We start from the raw sequence: 19356 nt of genomic DNA on the forward strand, positions 1-19356 counted from the left end.
CACTGGCTGCCGTTTCATCGCAGGAAGATTCATGCCGCTCGCCTCTCCCGGTTCGCTCTTGTTCCTGGCCGCCGCCCTGTTGTGGCTGCCGGCCACCCGCCGTTGGTCGCTGCTGCCGCTGACCGCGGCCTACGCCTGGGCCTGGACCGAAGGCGGCATCGAGCCGCTGGCCCTGGCCTGGCCCGCGCTGCTGTTCATGGCCGCCATGCTGGTCCGCCCTGCCTCGCCGCCCGCCCTGCGCGCTGCCGGCCACACCCTGTTCCTGGCGCTGGCCGTGCTGCTGTTCCTGCATTGGTTGCCGGGCTTTCACAACCCGCTGGTCATCCCGCGCACCGCGCTGACGCCCGACGCCGTGCCCTTCGGCATGTACCTGAACCTGGACAAGCCGCTGGTCGCATTCTGGGTCATCCTGGCCGCCGCACCCGTCATGGCCGGCGCCAACGCGCGCGCCACGGTCGGCGCTGCGCTGGCCGCCTGCGCCGCCGCCATCGCAGCCTGCCTGGGGCTGGCCTTGTTGCTGGGTGTGGTGGGATGGGCGCCGAAATGGCCGGCGTCCGGCTGGCTTTGGCTGGTCAACAACGCCTTGCTGGTGACCCTGGCTGAAGAAGCGCTGTTTCGCGGCTACGTGCAGCAGCGCCTGGCGCACTGCTGGCGCGGCCAGCGCTGGGGCGCGACGGCCGCGCTAGCGGTCGCCGCGCTGCTCTTCGGCCTGGCGCACTACGCCGGCGGCTGGCAGTGGATGCTGCTGGCAGGCATTGCCGGCGTCGGCTACGGCGTGGCCTATCGCTATGGCGGCCTGGCCGCCGCCGTGCTGGCCCACCTGGGCCTGAACGCCGCGCACTACGGGCTGTTCACCTACCCGATGCGCGCGGCCCTGCATTGAGATTCAGGCCGCCAGGGCCGGATAGTCGGTATAGCCGGCGGCGCCCGCCGAATAGAACGTCGACGAGTCCGGCGCGTTCAACGGCGCGTTCTTGGCGAAACGCTGCGCCAGATCCGGGTTGGCGATGTACTGCACGCCAAACGCCACCGCATCCACGCGGCCTGCTTCGATGGCGGCTTCGGCCGATTCACGCGTGTAGCCTTCGTTGCCGATGTACACGCCGCCGAACGCTTCGCGCAGTTGCGGGCCGATGCTGTCCGCGCCCTCGTGCTCGCGCACGCACAGGAACGCCAGGCTACGGCGGCGCGCCGCACGCGCCACATAGCTGAACGTCGTCAGCGGATCCGAATCGCCCATCGTGTGCGAATCGCCGCGCGGCGACAGGTGCAGGCCAACCCGGCCCGCGCCCCACACGCTCACGCACGCGTCGATCACTTCCAGCATCAGGCGGGCGCGGCCTTCCAGCGAACCGCCGTAGCCATCCGTGCGGTGATTGGTGCTGTCCTGCAGGAACTGGTCCAGCAGATAGCCATTGGCGCCGTGCACTTCCACGCCATCGAAACCCGCTTCCTTGGCCAGCAGCGCGCCACGGCGGTAGGCCTCGACCACGCCCGGCATTTCATCCGTTTCCAGCGCGCGCGGCACCACATAGCCGCGCTTCGGTCGCACCAGGCTCACGTGCCCGTCCGCCGCAATCGCGCTGGGCGCCACCGGCAGTTCACCGTTCAGGAACACCGGATCGGAAATCCGGCCCACGTGCCACAGCTGCGCAAAAATACGGCCGCCGGCGGCATGCACCGCGTCCGTCACCTTGCGCCAGCCCTTGACCTGGTCTTGCGACCACAGCCCCGGCGTATCGGCATAGCCCACGCCCTGCGGCGTCACCGAGGTCGCCTCGGTCAGGATCAGCCCGGCGCCGGCGCGCTGGACGTAATACTCGGCCATCAGTTCATTGGGCACCCGGCCTTCGCTGGCCCGCTGGCGGGTCAACGGGGCCATGATGATGCGGTTCGGCAGGGTCAGATCGCCCACGCGCAGGGGTTCAAACAACTGGCTCATACAAACAATCCTTGCCCGGGGCTCGGGCGCTGGGTAGCGGCGGCAGGCTACATATCTTGGTTCAATTGCTGCAAAAACGCGGCAATCACGGCTTCATTGCGACGAAAGAACACCCACTGCCCCACCTTCGTGGGCGTAATCAGCCCCGCGCGCTGCAGCACCGCCAGGTGTGAAGACACCGTGGACTGCGACAGCCCGCAGCGCCCATCGATATGGCCCGCGCACACCCCGTTTTCAAAGGTATGCCCCGGCCGTTCCTCGAAGTGCGCTTCCGGCGTCTTCAACCACGCCAGAATCTCGCGGCGCACCGGATTGGCCAACGCCTTGAGAATGGCGTCGGCATCAATCACCGGAGCGGCCGCCGTAGCGGTGGAAGGAAGGGTCGTCATATTCAAATATCGCAATTTATCGAATCTTATATCGAGACATCTCGATATATAGTCATGCCCCTACAGGCCAAGGGGCTATCCACCCCCAAAACCGCCTACTCGCCCTGCACCCGCCCCCGCAACCGCTTCACCTCGCCATGCAGCACCTTGCGCTGCACCCGCCGCCGTTGCGAAGCCCGCGTCGGCTTCGTCGCCCGCCGCGGCTTCTCGACCTTAGCCGCCGCCCGCACCAGATTCACCAGCCGCTCGATCGCCTCGGCCCGGTTCTTTTCCTGGCTGCGAAACGACTGCGACTTGATGACGATCACGCCATCCTTCGAAATCCGATGATCACTCAGCCCACACAAGGCATCCTTGATCTCGTCCGGCAACGACGACGCCCGCACATCAAACCGCAGATGCACGGCACTGGAAACCTTATTGACGTTCTGCCCCCCCGCGCCCTGCGCCCGGATCATCGAGAACTCGAGCTCGCGCTCGTCAATATAGAGAGAATCTTGAACATGAAACATAGCGCGAGAGTATATAAGCCTTCCCCACCAAGCCCGCTGGAACACAAGGGCACAACACAATCCAGCCCCAGCCAAGCCCTCCACCATCCCGCAAGCCACAACTCGCCCTCAAGGGCGGGCGCAAGCCCGCCACCGCCCCACCCCACGCCGGAATGGTCACCGCCCCCAACGACAGCACGCCCTACACCAGCGCGCAGCGCACCCCCGCCGACGTCAGACACCACGTAAGCCGATGAGGCCGCCCGCGCGGCCGAAAGCGGCGGGCCCCGCAAACCTCTAGGCAAGCCCCGACCTAGCAACGCCCCAATTCTCGAACCCCGTAGCCCGCGGGGCTGGGCCTTGTTGTGGCGAGCAACCTCGATGCGCCCGAGGGAATCTGAAGGAGGAGCCGAAGGCTCGGACGAAGATGACGAAGGGGCAGTCCGGAGCGAAGGCTCCGGACCGCAATCGTGGGCGCTCGCCACAACAAGGCCCAGCCCCGCGGGCGACCTACGAAGCAACATCAGCGGCAAGCAACAAAACCGCCCCAACCGAACAACAAACCCCGCCAAGAATCCCCCATCCCCCAGAAAGACTAAAATACCCCGCTTTTGCCCCATTCCAGCCCCCCGCAAGTCCATGACCTACACCGCCAAAGAAATCTTCAAAACCCTGCAAGGCGAAGGCGCCCACGCAGGCCGTGCGGCGGTCTTCTGCCGGTTCGCGGGCTGTAACCTCTGGACCGGCCGCGAAAGCGACCGGGCCAGCGCCGCCTGCAACTTCTGCGACACCGACTTCATCGGCACCGACGGCCACGGCGGCGGCAAATTCGCCACCCCCGACCTGCTCGCCGACGCCATCGCCAACGCCTGGGGCCCGGAAACCGCCAACCGCTACGTCGTCTTCACCGGCGGCGAACCCCTGCTGCAATTGGATGCGCCCCTGCTCGACGCCATCCATGCCCGAGGCTTCACCGTCGCCATCGAAACCAACGGCACCGTCAAGCCGCCCCCCGGCATCGACTGGATCTGCGTCAGCCCCAAAGGCACCGCCCCCGTCGTCATCGAACGCGGCAACGAGCTCAAGCTGGTCTACCCCCAGCCCAACGCCCTGCCGCCCAACTTCGAACACCTCGACTTCCAGCACTTCTTCCTGCAGCCCATGGACGGCCCCGCCCGCGTGGCCAACACCGAACAGGCCGTTCAGTACTGCATGCAGCACCCGCAATGGCGACTCAGCCTGCAGACCCATAAATACATAGGCATTCCATGATTTCCGTGACCCGCAGGCTTGAATTCGACGCCGGCCACCGCATTCCCGACCACCGCAGCCAGTGCCGCAACCTGCACGGCCATCGCTACGTGCTTGAAATCACCCTGACCGGCGACATCGTCCAGGCCCCCGGCGAATCCGACAACGGCATGTTGATGGACTTCTCCGAAATCAAGCACATCGCCAAGACCCACATCGTCGACGTCTGGGACCACGCCTTCCTCGTCTACGAAGGCGACACCGCCGTGCGCAGCTTTCTCGATACCCTGCCCGGCCACAAGACCGTCGTGCTGGACCGCATTCCCACCGCCGAGAACCTGGCCGCCATCGTCTTCGACACCCTCGCGCCGCACTATCACGGCCACTACGGCGCCGACCTGCGCCTGACCCGCGTGCGCCTGTACGAAACGCCCAACTGCTGGGCCGACTGCAACGGCTGATGCCCGCGTAGCGCAGCGGGCCTGATCCCCGGGCGGCCTATATGGCCGCCCTTTCCATTTCCAGACCGCCCGGGCTTTCCATACACGGAAAGCCCGCCCCCTATTCTTCCGATTGGAAAAATCTATGGAGATATTCGCCATTTTCAATTAATAGTAAGCTAATAGATAGGATACAATCGAATTCATGAACCCGCCCACCGACTCCCAACTCATGGCTACCACCGCAAACCTGATCGTGCTGTCGCGCGCTTATCGCGGCGCGGCAGACAAGGCGCTGGCCGACTACGGCCTGTCGCAAGCCACGGCCTGGCCCGTCATCCTGACCGGCCGCCTGGGCGACGGCGTGCGCCAGGGCGCGCTGGCCGAAGCCCTGGGCGTCGAAGGCCCGTCGCTGGTGCGCGTGCTGGATCAACTGGTGGCCGCTGGCCTGATGGAACGCCGCGAAGACACCCACGACCGCCGCGCCAAGACCCTGCACCTGACCGAAGCCGGCAACGCCCTGCGCAAACAGGTCGAAGACGTGCTGGTGGAATTGCGCCGCCGCCTGTTCGACGGCGTCAGCGAAGCCGACCTGCAAGCCTGCCTGCGCGTGTTCGACACATTGAAGAATGCGCTGGGGCGCGGCACGGCCGGTGCGCAAGAGGACCGGCGTCCATGAAATTGCCGAACGTCCGCGAGACCATCTTTTCGCTCAAGAGCTACATCAGCGCCATCATGGCGCTGTATCTCTCGTACAGCATCGGTCTGCCCCGCCCGTTCTGGGCCATGACCACCGCCTACATCGTGGCCCAGCCCTGGTCCGGCGCCGTGCGCTCCAAGGCCCTGTACCGCCTCGTCGGCACTTTCTGCGGCTCGGCCATGACCGTCTACATGGTGCCGCGTCTGTCGAATTCGCCCGTCGTCATGACCGCCGCCATGGTGGCCTGGGTCGGCGCCTGCCTGTACCTGTCGGTGCTGGACCGCACGCCGCGTTCATACCTGTTCATGCTGGCCGGCTACACCGCCGCCATGATCGGCTTTCCCAGCGTGTCCGACCCCTCGCTGGTGTTCGACACCGCCCTGGCGCGGGTCGAGGAAATCAGCCTGGGCATCGTCTGCGCCACGCTGATCCACAGCATCGTGCTGCCGCGCGGCCTGGCGCCCGCCCTGACGCTGCAGCTGGACAAGGCCGTGCGCGACGCCAAGCTCTGGATCCACGACACCCTGAGCGGCCAGAATGCCGAACAGAAAGACCGCGACCGCCGCGTGCTGGCCAACGACATCACCCAGCTGCGCCTGTTGTCCACCCACGTGCCGTTCGACACCAGCAACCTGCGCTGGACGGCCGGCGCGGTGCGCGCCATGCAGGACCAGATTTCCGCGCTGACGCCCGCCGTATCCGCCGTCGAAGACCGCATGCGGGCCTTGCAGGCCAACGACCAGCCGCTGCCCGAACCGGTCTCGCAAGTGCTGGCCGATATCTCGGAATGGATCAATGCGGGCGCCAAGGCCACCCACGAAACCGCCGTGCAACTGCGCGCCGCGGTCACCCAGCTGACGCCCGACATCGACAGCCGTTCAAGCTGGCGCGATGCGCTGCTGGCCAGCCTGATGGCGCGGCTGCGCGAACTGATCGACACCTACGACGCCTGCCTGGCGCTGCGCCGGGAAATCCGCGCCGGACTGGCCGGCGCCCCGCTGCGCGCGCCGCGCGCCGAACGCGCCGCCAACAACAACAGCACGCTGCACCGCGACCACGGCATGGCGCTGCTGTCGGCCCTGGCGGCGGGCGTAGCCATTTCGGTCGTCTGCGCCTTCTGGATCGGCACGGCCTGGAGCAACGGCGCCACCGCCGCCATGATGGCCGCCATCTTCAGCTGCTTTTTCGCCTCGCAGGACAACCCCGTGCCCGGCATCATGCAGTTCCTGGTCTACACGGTGTATTCGATTCCGCTGTCGGCGCTGTACCTGCTGGGCATCATGCCCGCCATCCATTCGTTCGAGATGCTCGCGCTGGCGATGCTGCCCACCGCTTTCGTGCTGGGCGTCTTCATCGCGCGGCCCGCGTCCACCGGCAAGGCCATGGCCGTGCTGTTCGGGTTTCTGGGCACCATGGCGCTGCAAGACACCCACACCGCCGACCTGGTGTCGTTCATCGACACCCAGGTGGCGCAGTGCATGGGCGTGGGCGCGGCCGCCATCATCGCCGCCATCTTCCGCACCGTCAGCGCCGACTGGAGCGCCCGCCGCATCCAGGCCGCCAACTGGAAAGAACTGGCCCTGCTGGCAGGTTCGCCGCGCGCCCCCGCGCGCCACACCTACGCCGCCCGCATGCTGGACCGCATCGGCCTGCTGCAGCCGCGCCTGGCCATGGCCAAGCGCCCCGACGACCTGGTCGCCGCCGACGCGCTGAAAGACCTGCGCGTGGGCCGCGACATCACCGAATTGCAGCACGCCCGCCGTCACCTGCCCATGGCCGACGCCACCATCGCCCCGGTGCTGGCCAGCCTGGCGCAGTTCTTCCGCGCCCGCTCGTCGTGGCGCGCCGGTGAAAAGACGCCGGACATGCTGGCGCAGATCGACCGCGCGCTGGCCAGCGTCTCGGCCACGCCGGCCGGCACCGCCGCCCGCGACCGCGCCGTGGTGGCCCTGGTGGGCCTGCGCCGCGCGTTCTTCCCGGACGCGGCCGACTATCAACCCGCCCATCCCACGCTGGAAACCCCATGATCGGCGAATTCAACCTCTACGGCATTTACTTCCCCTGGCTGCTGGTGCTGGGCGTGGTCACTCTGGGCGTGGCCTGGGCCGTGCGCCGCGTGCTGGCGCGCGCCGGGCTGTACCGCCTGGTGTGGCACCCCGCGCTGTTCGACCTGGCGCTGTTCGTGGTGCTGCTGTACGGCGTATCCCTCATTTCCCCTTATTTTCTGCAGAGATAGGTATGAAACTCCCCAATGCCCTGCGCCCCGCCGCCATCGGCAAATTCGCGCTGACCGCCGCCGTCGTGGTGGCCGCCGTGGCCGCCGGATGGCAGCTCTGGGTGCACTATGAAGTCGAACCCTGGACCCGCGACGGCCGCGTCAAGGCCTACGTGGTGCAGGTAGCGCCGGACGTGTCCGGCCTGGTCACCGCCGTGCCCGTGCACGACAACCAGGACGTCAAGGCCGGCGACCTGCTGTTCGAGATCGACCGCGCCCGCTTCCAGCTGGCCTTCGACCAGGCGCAGGCGTCCGTGCACTCGCAACAGGTGGCGCGCGAACAAGCCATGCGCGACGCCAAGCGCAATCGCTCGCTGGGCCAACTGGTGGCCGCCGAAGCGCTGGAACAAAGCCAGACCAAGCTGCAGCAGACCGAGGCCGCGCTGGCCCAGGCCGAAGTGCAGCTGAACACCGCGCGCCTGAACCTCGAACGCAGCCGCGTGCTGGCCGTGACCGACGGACGCATCACCAACCTGGACCTGCGCGCAGGGTCGTACGCCACCGCCGGCCGCGGCGTGATGGCGCTGGTCGATTCCAGCTCGTTCTACGTCGAAGGCTACTTCGAGGAAACCAAGCTGCCCGGCATCCACCAAGGCGACCCCGTGACCGTCACGCTGATGGGCGACAGCCGCCAGATCCGCGGCCACGTCGAAAGCATTGCCCTGGGCATCGCCGACCGCGACCGCAGCACCAGCGCCAACCTGCTGCCCAACGTCAACCCGACCTTCAACTGGGTGCGGCTGGCGCAGCGCATTCCGGTACGCGTGAAGATCGACGACGTGCCCGAAGGCGTGCGCCTGGTCGCCGGCCAGACCGCCACCGTGGCTGTGGGCGACGCCGCCGCGCCGCGCCAGGCCGAGCCCGCGGCCAAGCAGCCGTCCTGATCCCCGCGCCACTTTCTTCAACCCTTTCAACCTGTCGACAACGCCAAGCCGTAACTGCCATGAACACCAAATTCTTCCTGCCGCTGATGCTGGCCGCCGCGCTGGCCGGGTGCACCACCGTGGGCCCTGATTACCAGGTGCCCGCCGGGTCGGTCGCCACGCGGCAAAGCGCCCAGGTGCCGTTCGCCGAAGCGCAGGAAGGCGTGTTCCAGCAGAACGAGGTGCCCGGCCACTGGTGGCGCCTGTACAACGACCCGACGCTGGACGGACTGGTCGAACAGGCGTTGGCGGCCAACACCGATCTGCGCGTGGCCAGCGCCAACCTCGAACGCGCCCAGGCCGCCCTGCGCGAAACCCAGGCGCAGCAGCAGCCCAGCCTGGGCGTGAATGCCTCGCCCACCTTCGGCCACGTGTCCGGCATCCAGGAACTGGCGCCCGGCATCGATCCGCCCAACCGCTGGTCGTATTCGGCCGGCGCCAGCATGTCGTACCAGCTGGACCTGTTTGGCCAGATCCGCCGCGCCGTCGAAGCGTCCAGCGCCGACGCCGAATCGGCCCAGGCCGCCTACGACGCCACCCGCGTCACCGTTGCCGCCGAAACCGCGCGGGCCTACGCCAACCTGTGCGCGGCCGGCATGCAGCTGGCTTCGGCGCAGCATTCCGTGAAGGTGCAGCAGGAATCGCTGGACGCCGTGTCGCGCCTGCAACGCGCCGGCCGCGGCACCGCGCTGGACGTCACCCGCGCGCGCAGCCAGCTCGAACAGCTGCAAGCCAACCTGCCGCCCTTCCAGGCCCAGCAGCGCACCGCGCTGTACCGGCTGGCAGCCCTGACCGGCAAGACGCCGGCCGAGATTCCCGCGTCGCTGCTGCAATGCGCCGCCGCGCCCAAACTGGCGCAGACCATTCCCGTGGGCGATGGCGCGCAATTGCTGCGCCGCCGCCCCGATATTCGCCAGGCCGAACGCAGCCTGGCCGCCGCCACCGCGCGCATCGGCGTGGCCACGGCCGACCTGTACCCCAAGATCACGCTGGGCTTGTCCGGCGCGTCGGGCGGCCCCGCCGCCATGTTCGGCGACCGCGGCACCTTCAGCTGGAGCGTCGGTCCGCTGATTTCCTGGACGTTGCCCAACACCGGCGCGGTACAGGCCCGCATTGCCGAAGCCGAAGCCAACACCCGCGCCGCCGTCGCGCGCTTTGACGCGTCGGTGCTCAACGCCCTGCGCGAAACCGAAAGCGCGCTGGTGGTCTATGCGCGCCAGCTGGACCGCGATGCCTCGCTGCAGGCCGCGCGCGATCAGGCCGCCGTGGCCGCCTCGCAGGCGCGCCAGCTGTTCCAGTACGGCAAGACCGACTACCTGACCGTGCTGGATGCCGAACGCACGCTGGCCACCAACGAAAGCGCGCTGGCCGCCAGCCAGGCCGAACTCAGCAACGACCAGATCGCCGTGTTCCTGGCGCTGGGCGGCGGCTGGGAGAAGTAAGCGTCGCTGCGGGCGGGCCGCTCGGCCCGCCTGTTCCTTGCCCGTTCGGGCGCCTCCCAGAAATTGATTTCCATAATATGGAGACATCATTGCTCCAGGGAAACGCACGCTCGTAGAATCGCCTGCAGAACATCATTGATATCTGCACGGAGACAACCCAGCCCTTGAGCGCCGCGCCTGCGCCGCTCAGGGCGCCGGGATAAAAATCCATAATATGGAATACGAGACTGAAGCCCGGGAAGCCCGCGTCCTGGACAGCATCACCAAGCTGGCGCCCGAGGACGCCGGCCGCGTGGTGATCGCCGGTTCGCACGGCGGCCGCTACGCCGCGTATTGCGCGGCCCGCGGCCGGGTCCGCGCGGTGGTGCTGAACGATGCGGGCGTGGGCTGCGAACAAGCCGGCATTGCCGGCCTGCACGACCTGCAGCAATGGGGCGTGGCCGCCGCCACGGCCGACTACCGCAGCTGCCGCATCGGCGACGGCGCCGACATGGCGCGCCACGGCATCATCAGCCACGTCAACGACCTGGCCTATGCGCTGGGCTGCCGGCCCGGCATGGCGGCCGCACAGGCGGCTGCCCGGCTGGCCCACGCCGACCTGGCCCCCACCCACCCCGCGCCGCAAAAAGAAGCGCGCCGCATCCTGGCCACCGGCGCCGATGGCGCAGCGCGCGTCATCGGCGCCGATTCGGTCTCGCTGCTGAGCCCCGCGGACGACGGCCTGATCGCCGTCACTGCCTCGCATGGCGAACGGCTGGCGGGCCTGGCCACCGACGGCGTGCGCGCCGAACCGCGGCTGGTGACTTTCAACGATGCCGGCATCGGCAAGGACAGCGCCGGCATCGGCCGCCTGCCCTTGCTGCAGCAGCGCGGCATTGCGGCACTGACGGTATCGGCCCACAGCGCCCGCATCGGCGATGCCCGATCGTGCTTCGAAGACGGCGTGGTGTCGTCGGCCAACGCCCGCGCCCGCGACCTGGGCTGCCGCCCCGGCATGGCCCTGAAAACCTTTATCGACGCCCTGCTGACAGGGCGCGCAATCCACTAGGGAGCAACCTCCGCATGTCGGAAAAACTGGAAATCACGGGCGGCGAAGCCATCGCCCGCATGTTCGCGGCGCATGACGTCGGCCTGATGTTCGGCATGGGCGGCTTTCAGCTGCTGCCGTTCTACGACGCGGTGCGGCGCCTGAAGCTGAACCACAACCTGATCAACGACGAACGCTGCGCGGTGTTCGCGGCCGACGCCTACACCAAGGTCAGCGGCCGGCCCGCCGTGTGCGACGCCACGCTGGGGCCGGGCGCGACCAACCTGGTCACCGGGCTGGCCGAGGCCTACAACGCCGGCACCGCCATGGTGGCGCTGGTGGGCGACTCGCACCGCATGCATTCCTGGAAGAACATGACCCAGGAAGCGCGCCAGCTGGAAGTGCTGCGGCCGGTGGTCAAAGACGTGCTGCGGGTCGAGAAGATCGAACGCATCCCCGAGCTGGTGCGGCGCGCCTTCGCCGTGGCCACCAGCGGCCGCCCCGGCCCGGTGGTGCTGGACGTGCCCGAAGACATCGCCCATGAAGTCCACGCCTTCGACGCCGCCGCCTTCCATGCCGTGGATACCTACCGCCGCGCGCCCGCGCTGCGCTGCCGGCCCGATGCCGACGGTCTGGCGCAGGCCGCCGCGATGCTGGCCGGCGCCGCCCGCCCCCTGATGCTGTGCGGCGGCGGCGTGCACATCAGCGATGCCGCGCAGGCCGTGCAGGACTTTGCCCGGCGCTACAACATTCCCGTGGCCCACACCATGAGCGGCAAGGGCGCGATCGCCTGCAGCGACCCGTTGAACGCTGGCCTGTTCGGCCGCTACAGCCGCATCGCCAACGAACTGATATCCAAGTCCGACTGCCTGTTCGTGGTGGGCTGCAAGCTGGGCGAAGTGGCCACGCGCCGCTACGACCTGCTGTCCACGGGCGCCCCCATCATCCACCTGGACATCGTGGCCGAGGAATTCGACCGCACCACGACGCCCGCGCTGCGGCTGTGGGGTGACGTGCGCGCCACGCTGGCGGACCTGGACCAGCACCTGGCCGCGCAGCCCGATGCCGGCGCCGCGCGCCGCCAGGGCTACGCCGACGAAGTGGGCCAGGCCATGCACACCTGGCGCGAATCCGTGCAGGGCAAGCTGACATCCGCCGACCGGCCCATCGGCATGGCCCGGCTGATGCATGAAATCAACGCCAGCCTGCCCGAAGACGGCGTGCTGGTGGCCGACGGCGGCTTTGCCGCGCACTGGGGCGGCCTGCTGTTCGATACCAAGCGCGCGGGCCGCGGCTTCGTACCCGACCGCGGCTTTGCGTCCATCGGCTATGGCATTCCCGGCGCCATCGGCGCGGCGGCCGCGGCCCCGGGCCGGCAGGTGGTCAGCCTGACGGGCGACGGCGGCTGCAACATGTCGCTGGGCGAACTGGAAACGGCCGTGCGCATGGGCCTGGCGTTCACGCTGGTAGTGGTCAACAACGCCGCGTCGGGCTATATCAAGGCGCTGCAACACCTGATGTACGGCAGCGGCAGCTACCAGTCGTCGGACCTGGCGGAAACCAACTACGCCAACGTGGCGCGCGCGCTGGGCTGCAACGGCATCCGGGTGGAGGACCCGGCCGAGATACCCGCCGCGCTGGCCGCCGCCTACGCCTGCCGCGATCGGCCGACGGTGCTGGACGTAGTGGTCACGCGCGACCCCGCGCACATGCTGCCGGGCGTGGACAGCCGCGCGGCCAAGATCAAGCCGGGCGACCGCATCGCCTGAGCCATTAAAAAAACATAATCCCAAGCGAGGAGACAAACCATGAAAATCCGCAACTGGCTGACCCTGGGCGCCACCGCCCTGGCCGCTGCCCTGGCGGGCCCTGCTGCTGCCCAAGGCAATGCGGCAAGCAACGCCGGCAACTACCCCGACCGCCCGATCCGCCTGATCGTGCCCTTTCCGCCCGGCGGCACGTCGGACGTGGTGGGCCGCATCTTTGCCGAAGCGCTGGGCAAGCAGATCGGCCAGCCCGTGGTGGTGGAAAACCGCGGCGGCGCGGGCGGCACGGTGGGCTCGCGCGCCGTGGCCAGCGCCACGCCGGACGGCTACACCCTGCTGCTGGGCACGTCCAGCACCAACGGCACCAATTCGGCGGTGTACAAGAACCTGCCCTACGACGCCGTCAAGGACTTCACCCCGGTCACGCAGATCATCCGCGTGCCGGGCGTGATCGTGGTCAACAAGAACTTCCCGGCCAAGGACTACGCCGCGTTCTTCGCGCTGATCAAGGGCGCGCCGGGCAAGTATTCCTACGCCTCGTCGGGCAACGGCGGCGCCACCCACATGGCGATGGAATACTACAAATCGCTGTCGGGGCTGGACATGATGCACGTGCCATATCGCGGCACCGGTCCGGCGCTGAACGACGTCATCGCCGGCCAGGTGCCCATCCTGTGGGACACGGCGGCCTCGTCCATGGCGCACATCCAGTCCGGCAGCCTGCGCGCCATCGTGGTGGCCGCCAAGAAGCGGCTGCCGCAACTGCCCGACGTGCCCACGTTTGCCGAGGTCGGCCTGCCCGACTACGACGCCGAAATGTGGAACGGCCTATTGGCCCCCGCCGGCCTGCCCGCCCCCATCCTGGCCAAGCTGAGCGAGGCCTCGCGCCGCGCCCTGGCCGACCCGGACGTGCAGGCCAAGTATGCCGGCGTGGGCGCCTACGTGGTGGCCGACCAGCCCCAGGCCTTCGCCGCGATGATCAAGGAAGACGTGGCCAAGTGGAAGAAGGTGGCCGACTTCGCCCATATCTCGGCGGACTGACATGGGCCAGGCAGAGAGGGGGCAATCCCATGAGGGCCGGTCGAACCCGGGACAACCAGGCTCGGGTCAATCGGACTCGGTCCGGCCCGGCGCGGGCCGGCGCATGCAGGGCAAGACGGCCCTGGTGTTCGGCGCCGGCTCGTCCGGGCCGGGCTGGAGCAACGGCCGAGCCGCCGCGGCGCTATATGCCCGCGAAGGCGCGCACGTGTTCGCGGTGGACCTGCGGCCCGAATCGGCCGAGGAAACCCGCCAGATCATCCTGGACGAAGGCGGACGCTGCACCGCGCTGGCGGCCGACGTTACCGACGGCGGCCAGATCCTGGCGGTGGTGCAGGCCATGCGCGAGCAGGCCGGCCGCATCGACGTGCTGCACAACAACGTCGGCATCACCGAAATGGGCGACCCTATCGAGGCCAGCGAAGCAAGCTGGCACCGGGTCATCGACACCAACCTGACCGGCGTGTTCCTGACCTGCAAGCACGTGCTGCCGGTCATGCTGGCCCAGGGCGGCGGCAGCATCGTCAACATCTCGTCGCTGGCGTCGATCCAGGTCAACACCTATCCCTACACCTCGTACTACGCCGCCAAGGCCGGCCTGAACCACCTGACCCGGGCGCTGGCGGTGCGCTATGCGCCCGACAACATCCGCGTCAACGCGGTGCTGCCGGGCGTGATGGACACGCCGCTGATCTACGCGCAGATCGCGGGCCAGTTCGAAGACATCGAGGAAATGCGCCGCCGACGCAACGCGGCCAGCCCGATGGGCCGCATGGGCGACGCCTGGGACGTGGCCCATGCCGCGCTGTTCCTGGCCAGCGACGAAGCCCGCTACATCACCGGGGTGTGCCTGCCGGTGGACGGCGGCAAGTCCTGCGCGGGGCGGTAACGGCCGGTTTGCCGCATTGCGCGACGGGGCCGGCTTGCCGCATTACGCGGCGAGGCCGGCCAGACCTGATCAGCGATGCCGGTCAGGCGCTTGCCGGGCCTGTCAGGCCCGCGGCGCCAGTTCCGCCGCCAGTTCCGTGGCGGCGCGCTGCAGCGATGCCACCACTTCCTGCAAGCGCGCGCCCGACAGGCGCGAGCGGATCGCCGCCACGCTCAATGCGGCCACCACGTGCTGCGCGCGGTCGAACACCGGCACGCCCACTCCCAGCATGTCCGGAATGATGCGGCCCGGGTTCAGCGCATAACCGTGCTTGCGCGCCGCGGCGATGTCCTCGCGCAGCATGGCGGTGGACGGCAGGTCGGGCGCGGCCGACGCGTCATAGCGCGCCAGCACGCGTTCGATGTCGTCATTGGGCAGGAACGCCAGCAGCGCCAGGCTGCCCGCCCCCACGCCCAGCGGGCGGCGGTGGCCCACTTCCAGCGTCAGGATCTTGATGGGGAAATCGCCCGTCTTGCGGTCGACGCACACGGCCTCGTGGCCCGAGCGCACCGACAGGAAACTGGTGTCGCCGGTGGACTGGGCCAGGCGCAGCACCGCCGATTCGGCGATGGCCTTGATGCCATGGCGGCTTTCGGCCGCCAGCCCCAGAATGTAAGACTCGCGCCCCAGGCTGTAGGTCTTGAGCTTGGGGTTCAGCGAGAGGAAGCCTTCCTGCAGCAGCGCCGCCAGCATGCGGTGCGCGGTGGGCGGGGTCAGGCCCAGTTCGCGCACCACATCGGTCAGGCCCACGCCGCGCGCGGGCGCCGCGCCCACGTATTTCAGGATGCGCAGCACCCGGAAGATGCTTTGCGCGCCGCCGACGGGGTCCGCATCGCGCGCAGCGGCAGATTTCGCGGGGCTCATCGGACAGCCCTCGTCCGGCAAGACACTCGGGCGCGCGGGTTCAATGCAGCGTGGCGCCGTCGGGCGGCGTCTGGTTCAGGCCCAGCGCCGCTTCCCAACTGCGCAGCGGCACGCAAGTTTGCAAGCGCACGATGGCGCGCTGGATCAGGGCCGGGTGCAGCTCGTGGCCCACGTGCGTGGCGATGTCGATGGTGGCGTCGCCGTGCAGTTCGTCCAGCCGCGCCTGCGCGGCCTGGATGTGCGACACGTGCATCACGGGGTCGTCGGCGCCATGCAGCAGATGCAAGGTGGTGTATTGCGGCGCGGCCTTGGGCAGCTGCGCATAGCGGCCCGAAAAGGCGATCACGCGCCCGGCCATGCCGTCGTGCGCCTGCACCAGTTCAAGCGCCATGATGGCGCCCTGCGAAAAGCCGGCCAGCGCGGTGTCGGACTGCAGCAGGCCAAAGCGGGCCTGGGCCTGGCGCACATAGGCTTCCAGCGGCGGCATGGCCTGGGCCACGCGTTCGGGGCGGTTTTCTTCGGATACGCCGCGCACCGAGAACCACTGGCGGCCCGTGCCGCCGCCATCAAAGGGCTCGAAGCCTTCGGGAATCAGCACCGCCGCCGCGGGAAACGCGGCGCGCACGGCCTCGGCCAGCGGCAACAGGTTGTCGGGCGAACCGCCCACGCCGTGCAGCAGGATGAACAGCTGGCGCACGTCGGTGCCGGACTCGGGCAGGAATTCAAGCGAGCGGGAAATCGGGGAAGAAGCAGCCATGTAACGGCTCCGCAAAGGCACTGGATAGGCCCATTGTAAAATGCGCGCCACACGCATTTCGACGCATTCCATGAAAACACCGACGACAGACTCGGGAAATCCTCCGGCCGGCCAAAACCAGTTGCACCGCGTGCTCAAGGCACGCCACCTGACCATGATAGCCCTGGGCGGCGCCATCGGCACCGGCCTGTTCATTGCTTCCGGCGCAGCCATCGCGCAGGCGGGCCCCGGCGGCGCGCTGATGGTCTACCTGCTGATCGGGGTGATGGTCTATTTCATCATGACCAGCCTGGGCGAGCTGGCCACCTTCATGCCCGTATCGGGCTCGTTCTGCACCTATGCGTCCCGCTATGTGGACGGCGGCTTCGGCTTCGCGCTGGGCTGGAACTTCTGGCTGAGTTGGGCCACGGTGGTGGCGGTGGACGTGGTGGCCGCCCAACTGGTCATGGCGTACTGGTTTCCCGACACGCCAGGATGGATCTGGAGCATCCTGTTCCTGTCCCTGACCTTCGGGCTGAACGCCTTTTCGGCGCGCAGCTTCGGCGAGGCCGAATACTGGTTCGCCATCATCAAGGTGGTGGCCGTGCTGTGCTTCATCGTGCTGGGCGTGGCCATGCTGGCCGGCATCATCCACAGCGACGCGCCGGTGGGCATGCGCAACTGGGCGGTGGGCGACGCGCCCTTCGTGGGCAACGCCGCCACCTGGGTGGGCGTGGCCATGGTGGTGGCCTATTCGTTCCAGGGCACCGAACTGGTGGCGGTGGCGGCCGGCGAATCCGAAAACCCGCGCCGCAACGTGCCGCGCGCCATCAACCACGTGTTCTGGCGCATCCTGCTGTTCTACGTGCTGGCCATCCTGATCATCGGCCTGCTCATTCCCTATACCGACCCGCAACTGCTGCGCAACGAGGTCGAGGACGTGGCCGTCAGCCCGTTCACGCTGGTGTTCCAGCACGCCGGGCTGCTGTCGGCGGCCACCGTGATGAACGCGGTGATCCTGACGTCGGTGCTGTCGGCAGGCAATTCCGGCATGTACGCCGCCACGCGCATGCTGTTCAACATGGCCGTCGAAGGCCAGGCCCCGGCGATCTTCAAGCGCCTGACGCGCAGCGGCGTGCCGCTGTACGCGCTGCTGGCCACCACCGCGCTTGCCTGCCTGTGCATGTTCAGCGTGGTCTACAGCCCCAAGGCGGTCTACATCTGGCTGCTCAATTTCGCGGGCATGACCGAATTCATCGTCTGGCTGAGCATCGCGGTCAGCCATTACCGCTTCCGCCAGGGCTACATCAAGCACGGCTACGACACGGCCAACCTGCCCTACAAGGCCGGCCTGTTCCCGTTCGGCCCGCTGTTGGCCTTCGTGCTGTGCCTGCTGGTCACGCTGGGCCAGAACTACCAGGCCTTTCTGGACGAGCGCATCGACTGGATCGGCGTGGCCTCGACCTACCTGGCGATTCCGTTGTTCCTGGCGTTCTGGATCGGCCACCGGCTGATACGCAAGTCGCACTGGATTCGTTACGAGGACATGCAGTTCTACGGCCTGGAAGCCGATCGCGCGGCGGGGATTGGGCAGGATGAGCCGGCGGTGGCGGTGCGTTCCTGAGATCAGCGGTTCTCGCGGGGCTGACCCGTGCCGAGATTATCCGCCCAGGCTTGCACGGCCTGGTGATCGACAACGCGGCCACCCTCAACGTCGGTTAACGCTTCCTGGGTCTGCCGGTCAAGCTTTTCGTCCTGGGCGGGCCGGACCGAAAGTGCTTGCGTCATGATGTCGCCGTGCACGCATTGAAGTTGTGATGCCATCTGATCTACCTGGTTAGCCAACGGGCGCGCAGCCAGCACGCCCTGCCCCGAAAAAGTTGCCTGTGCCAAATCGCACGGCCTGCCCCTGACTGGGGTTATCAGGGCCAGTCACGATACCCCTGGACTCATCTCAAATGCACCACATCGGTGCATTTTTCGGACACTTTCCGCTACTTGCCGCTAGGGTAAAATACTGTATATTCATACAGCAATACCTACCCCAAACCCCAGGAAAACCGGGTCGTCCGCCCGCCATGCAGTCCCCAGAACACATCCACCCCGCCGTGTGGCGCGCTACCCAGCTTGCCCGGGGCGCCGCCCGCAGCCTACCCACCGGCCATGCCGCCCTGTCGGCCGAGCTGCCCGATGGCGGCTGGCCGCTGGGTTCGCTGATCGAACTGCTTACCCCGCAACCCGGCATCGGCGAAATCCGCCTGCTGCGGCCCGCCCTGGCGCAACTGGAAACCCGCCGCGCCATTGCGCTGGTGCAGCCGCCGCACGCCCCGCATATCGCCAGCTGGATGAGCTGGCGGCTCGATCCCCGGCAACTGCTGTGGGTGGCCCCCGAAAAACCCCTGGATGCCCTCTGGGCCGCCGAACAGATCCTTAAAAACGGCAGTTGCGGCGCGCTGCTGTGCTGGCTGCCCCACGTGCGCCCCGAATCCCTGCGCCGCCTGCACCTGGCCGCCCAGGCCAGCGACCTGCTCTTTGTCGCCCTGCGCCCGGCCAGCGCGGCGCAAAACGCCACCCCCGCCCCTTTGCGCCTGGCGCTTGCGCCCGCCGCGGGCGGGTTGTCCGTCCATATTCTCAAGCGCCGGGGGCCGGTCTGCGACACCCCGCTGTACGTAGGCCTCGAGCCCGGCGCCCTTACGCCTTCCCGCCATGCGCCTCTGGATCGCCGCCTACCTGCGCTGCCTGCCGCTGGACGCCCTGCGCCCGCACTGGCCGCATGAAGACCAGGCCTACGCGGTCCTCGACCAGGAACGCGTGGCCGCCCTCACCCCCGCCGCCCATCGGGCCGGGGTGCGCCCCGGCATGCGCCGCGGCGGCGCGGCGGCCATCGCCCCCGGCGTCGAACTGCTGACGCGCGAGCCCCTGGCCGAAGCCGACACCCTGCAAGGCGCGGCGCTGGCGCTGCTGCAATACACCCCCGAAGTCGCCCTGGCCGGCGACGACACCATCCTGCTCAACGTAGGCGCCAGCCTGCAATTCTTTCGCGGGCCGCGGGCCTTGCACCGGCGCGTGGCCGCCACGCTGGCCGCGCTGGACCTGCGCGTATCGCTGGGCATGGCGCCCACGGCGGCCGGCGCCTGGCTGCTG

21 protein-coding genes are annotated in these 19356 nt (G+C 68.3%); 15 read left to right on the plus strand and 6 right to left on the minus strand.

Annotation, left to right across the window (positions count from 1 at the left end; all coding sequences use genetic code 11):
* Window positions 1-31 precede the first annotated feature (31 nt).
* The gene (locus HV798_RS26750) at window positions 32-883 is read left to right on the plus strand and encodes a CPBP family intramembrane glutamic endopeptidase (protein WP_175195190.1); all 852 of its coding nucleotides are present in this window, start codon (window positions 32-34) and stop codon (window positions 881-883) included.
* Between the two features lie 3 nt (window positions 884-886).
* Here HV798_RS26750 and HV798_RS26755 read toward each other — a convergent pair whose 3' ends face one another.
* The 3 genes from HV798_RS26755 to arfB form a co-directional block, all read right to left on the minus strand.
* The gene (locus HV798_RS26755; protein WP_175195188.1) at window positions 887-1942 is read right to left on the minus strand and encodes an alkene reductase; all 1056 of its coding nucleotides are present in this window, start codon (window positions 1940-1942) and stop codon (window positions 887-889) included.
* A gap of 47 nt (window positions 1943-1989) precedes the next feature.
* Window positions 1990-2331: an ArsR/SmtB family transcription factor gene (locus HV798_RS26760; protein WP_025140446.1), complete on the minus strand. Its 342-nt coding sequence runs from the start codon at window positions 2329-2331 to the stop codon at window positions 1990-1992.
* 95 nt (window positions 2332-2426) lie between these two features.
* The gene (gene arfB / locus HV798_RS26765; protein ID WP_025140447.1) at window positions 2427-2843 is read right to left on the minus strand and encodes an alternative ribosome rescue aminoacyl-tRNA hydrolase ArfB; all 417 of its coding nucleotides are present in this window, start codon (window positions 2841-2843) and stop codon (window positions 2427-2429) included.
* A 618-nt stretch (window positions 2844-3461) separates the two neighbouring features.
* Here arfB and queE point away from each other — a divergent pair.
* The 11 genes from queE (at window position 3462) to HV798_RS26820 (ending at window position 14573) form a co-directional block, all read left to right on the plus strand.
* The gene (gene queE / locus HV798_RS26770) at window positions 3462-4094 is read left to right on the plus strand and encodes a 7-carboxy-7-deazaguanine synthase (RefSeq protein WP_175195186.1); all 633 of its coding nucleotides are present in this window, start codon (window positions 3462-3464) and stop codon (window positions 4092-4094) included.
* Window positions 4091-4534: a 6-carboxytetrahydropterin synthase QueD gene (queD, locus tag HV798_RS26775; protein WP_175195184.1), complete on the plus strand. Its 444-nt coding sequence runs from the start codon at window positions 4091-4093 to the stop codon at window positions 4532-4534. Before queE ends, queD begins: the two co-directional genes overlap by 4 nt.
* Before the next feature lie 184 nt (window positions 4535-4718).
* A complete protein-coding gene (locus HV798_RS26780) occupies window positions 4719-5192 on the plus strand; it encodes a MarR family winged helix-turn-helix transcriptional regulator (protein WP_025140450.1) in 474 nt (157 codons plus the stop codon).
* Window positions 5189-7240 carry an FUSC family protein gene (locus tag HV798_RS26785; RefSeq protein ID WP_175195182.1) on the plus strand — a complete coding sequence of 684 codons (2052 nt, stop codon included), beginning with the start codon at window positions 5189-5191 and terminating at the stop codon, window positions 7238-7240. The genes HV798_RS26780 and HV798_RS26785 overlap by 4 nt, the downstream gene beginning before the upstream one ends.
* Window positions 7237-7449, plus strand: a complete 213-nt coding sequence (locus HV798_RS26790) for a DUF1656 domain-containing protein (protein WP_025140452.1) — start codon at window positions 7237-7239, stop codon at window positions 7447-7449. Before HV798_RS26785 ends, HV798_RS26790 begins: the two co-directional genes overlap by 4 nt.
* A 2-nt stretch (window positions 7450-7451) precedes the next feature.
* On the plus strand, window positions 7452-8372 hold the full coding sequence (locus HV798_RS26795) for an efflux RND transporter periplasmic adaptor subunit (RefSeq protein WP_175195180.1): 921 nt from the start codon (window positions 7452-7454) through the stop codon (window positions 8370-8372).
* A 59-nt stretch (window positions 8373-8431) separates the two neighbouring features.
* Window positions 8432-9853 (plus strand): efflux transporter outer membrane subunit, encoded by a 1422-nt coding sequence (locus HV798_RS26800; RefSeq protein WP_025140454.1) that lies wholly within the window; start codon window positions 8432-8434, stop codon window positions 9851-9853.
* A 214-nt stretch (window positions 9854-10067) separates the two neighbouring features.
* Window positions 10068-10901, plus strand: coding sequence for a hypothetical protein (locus HV798_RS26805; protein ID WP_175216591.1), 834 nt, complete (start codon window positions 10068-10070; stop codon window positions 10899-10901).
* Window positions 10902-10915: 14 nt separating this feature from the next.
* Window positions 10916-12649: a thiamine pyrophosphate-binding protein gene (locus HV798_RS26810; protein ID WP_175216592.1), complete on the plus strand. Its 1734-nt coding sequence runs from the start codon at window positions 10916-10918 to the stop codon at window positions 12647-12649.
* Between the two features lie 39 nt (window positions 12650-12688).
* Window positions 12689-13687, plus strand: a complete 999-nt coding sequence (locus tag HV798_RS26815; protein ID WP_175216593.1) for a Bug family tripartite tricarboxylate transporter substrate binding protein — start codon at window positions 12689-12691, stop codon at window positions 13685-13687.
* Window positions 13688-13790: 103 nt separating this feature from the next.
* Window positions 13791-14573 (plus strand): SDR family NAD(P)-dependent oxidoreductase, encoded by a 783-nt coding sequence (locus HV798_RS26820; RefSeq protein ID WP_175216594.1) that lies wholly within the window; start codon window positions 13791-13793, stop codon window positions 14571-14573.
* Between the two features lie 102 nt (window positions 14574-14675).
* Here the strand turns inward: HV798_RS26820 and HV798_RS26825 are convergent, their stop codons facing one another.
* Both HV798_RS26825 and ypfH read right to left on the minus strand, forming a co-directional pair.
* On the minus strand, window positions 14676-15476 hold the full coding sequence (locus tag HV798_RS26825) for an IclR family transcriptional regulator (RefSeq protein ID WP_175216595.1): 801 nt from the start codon (window positions 15474-15476) through the stop codon (window positions 14676-14678).
* 40 nt (window positions 15477-15516) lie between these two features.
* Window positions 15517-16233 carry an esterase gene (ypfH, locus tag HV798_RS26830; protein WP_175216596.1) on the minus strand — a complete coding sequence of 239 codons (717 nt, stop codon included), beginning with the start codon at window positions 16231-16233 and terminating at the stop codon, window positions 15517-15519.
* A gap of 55 nt (window positions 16234-16288) precedes the next feature.
* On the opposite strand from ypfH, the gene HV798_RS26835 reads away from it, so the two are divergent.
* Complete coding sequence (locus HV798_RS26835; protein ID WP_369797744.1) at window positions 16289-17836, plus strand: amino acid permease; 1548 nt, start codon at window positions 16289-16291, stop codon at window positions 17834-17836.
* Window positions 17837-17838: 2 nt separating this feature from the next.
* On the opposite strand, the gene HV798_RS31795 is transcribed toward HV798_RS26835, so the two are convergent.
* On the minus strand, window positions 17839-18000 hold the full coding sequence (locus tag HV798_RS31795; RefSeq protein ID WP_246289194.1) for a hypothetical protein: 162 nt from the start codon (window positions 17998-18000) through the stop codon (window positions 17839-17841).
* A gap of 290 nt (window positions 18001-18290) precedes the next feature.
* On the opposite strand from HV798_RS31795, the gene imuA reads away from it, so the two are divergent.
* A complete protein-coding gene (gene imuA / locus HV798_RS26845; protein WP_175216598.1) occupies window positions 18291-18989 on the plus strand; it encodes a translesion DNA synthesis-associated protein ImuA in 699 nt (232 codons plus the stop codon).
* Window positions 18919-19356: Y-family DNA polymerase (locus tag HV798_RS26850; protein ID WP_484456035.1), on the plus strand; the 438-nt coding region annotated here is incomplete at its 3' end. The genes imuA and HV798_RS26850, both read left to right, overlap by 71 nt.

This window comes from Achromobacter deleyi (genome assembly GCF_902859705.1).
Lineage (GTDB): Bacteria > Pseudomonadota > Gammaproteobacteria > Burkholderiales > Burkholderiaceae_B > Achromobacter > Achromobacter deleyi.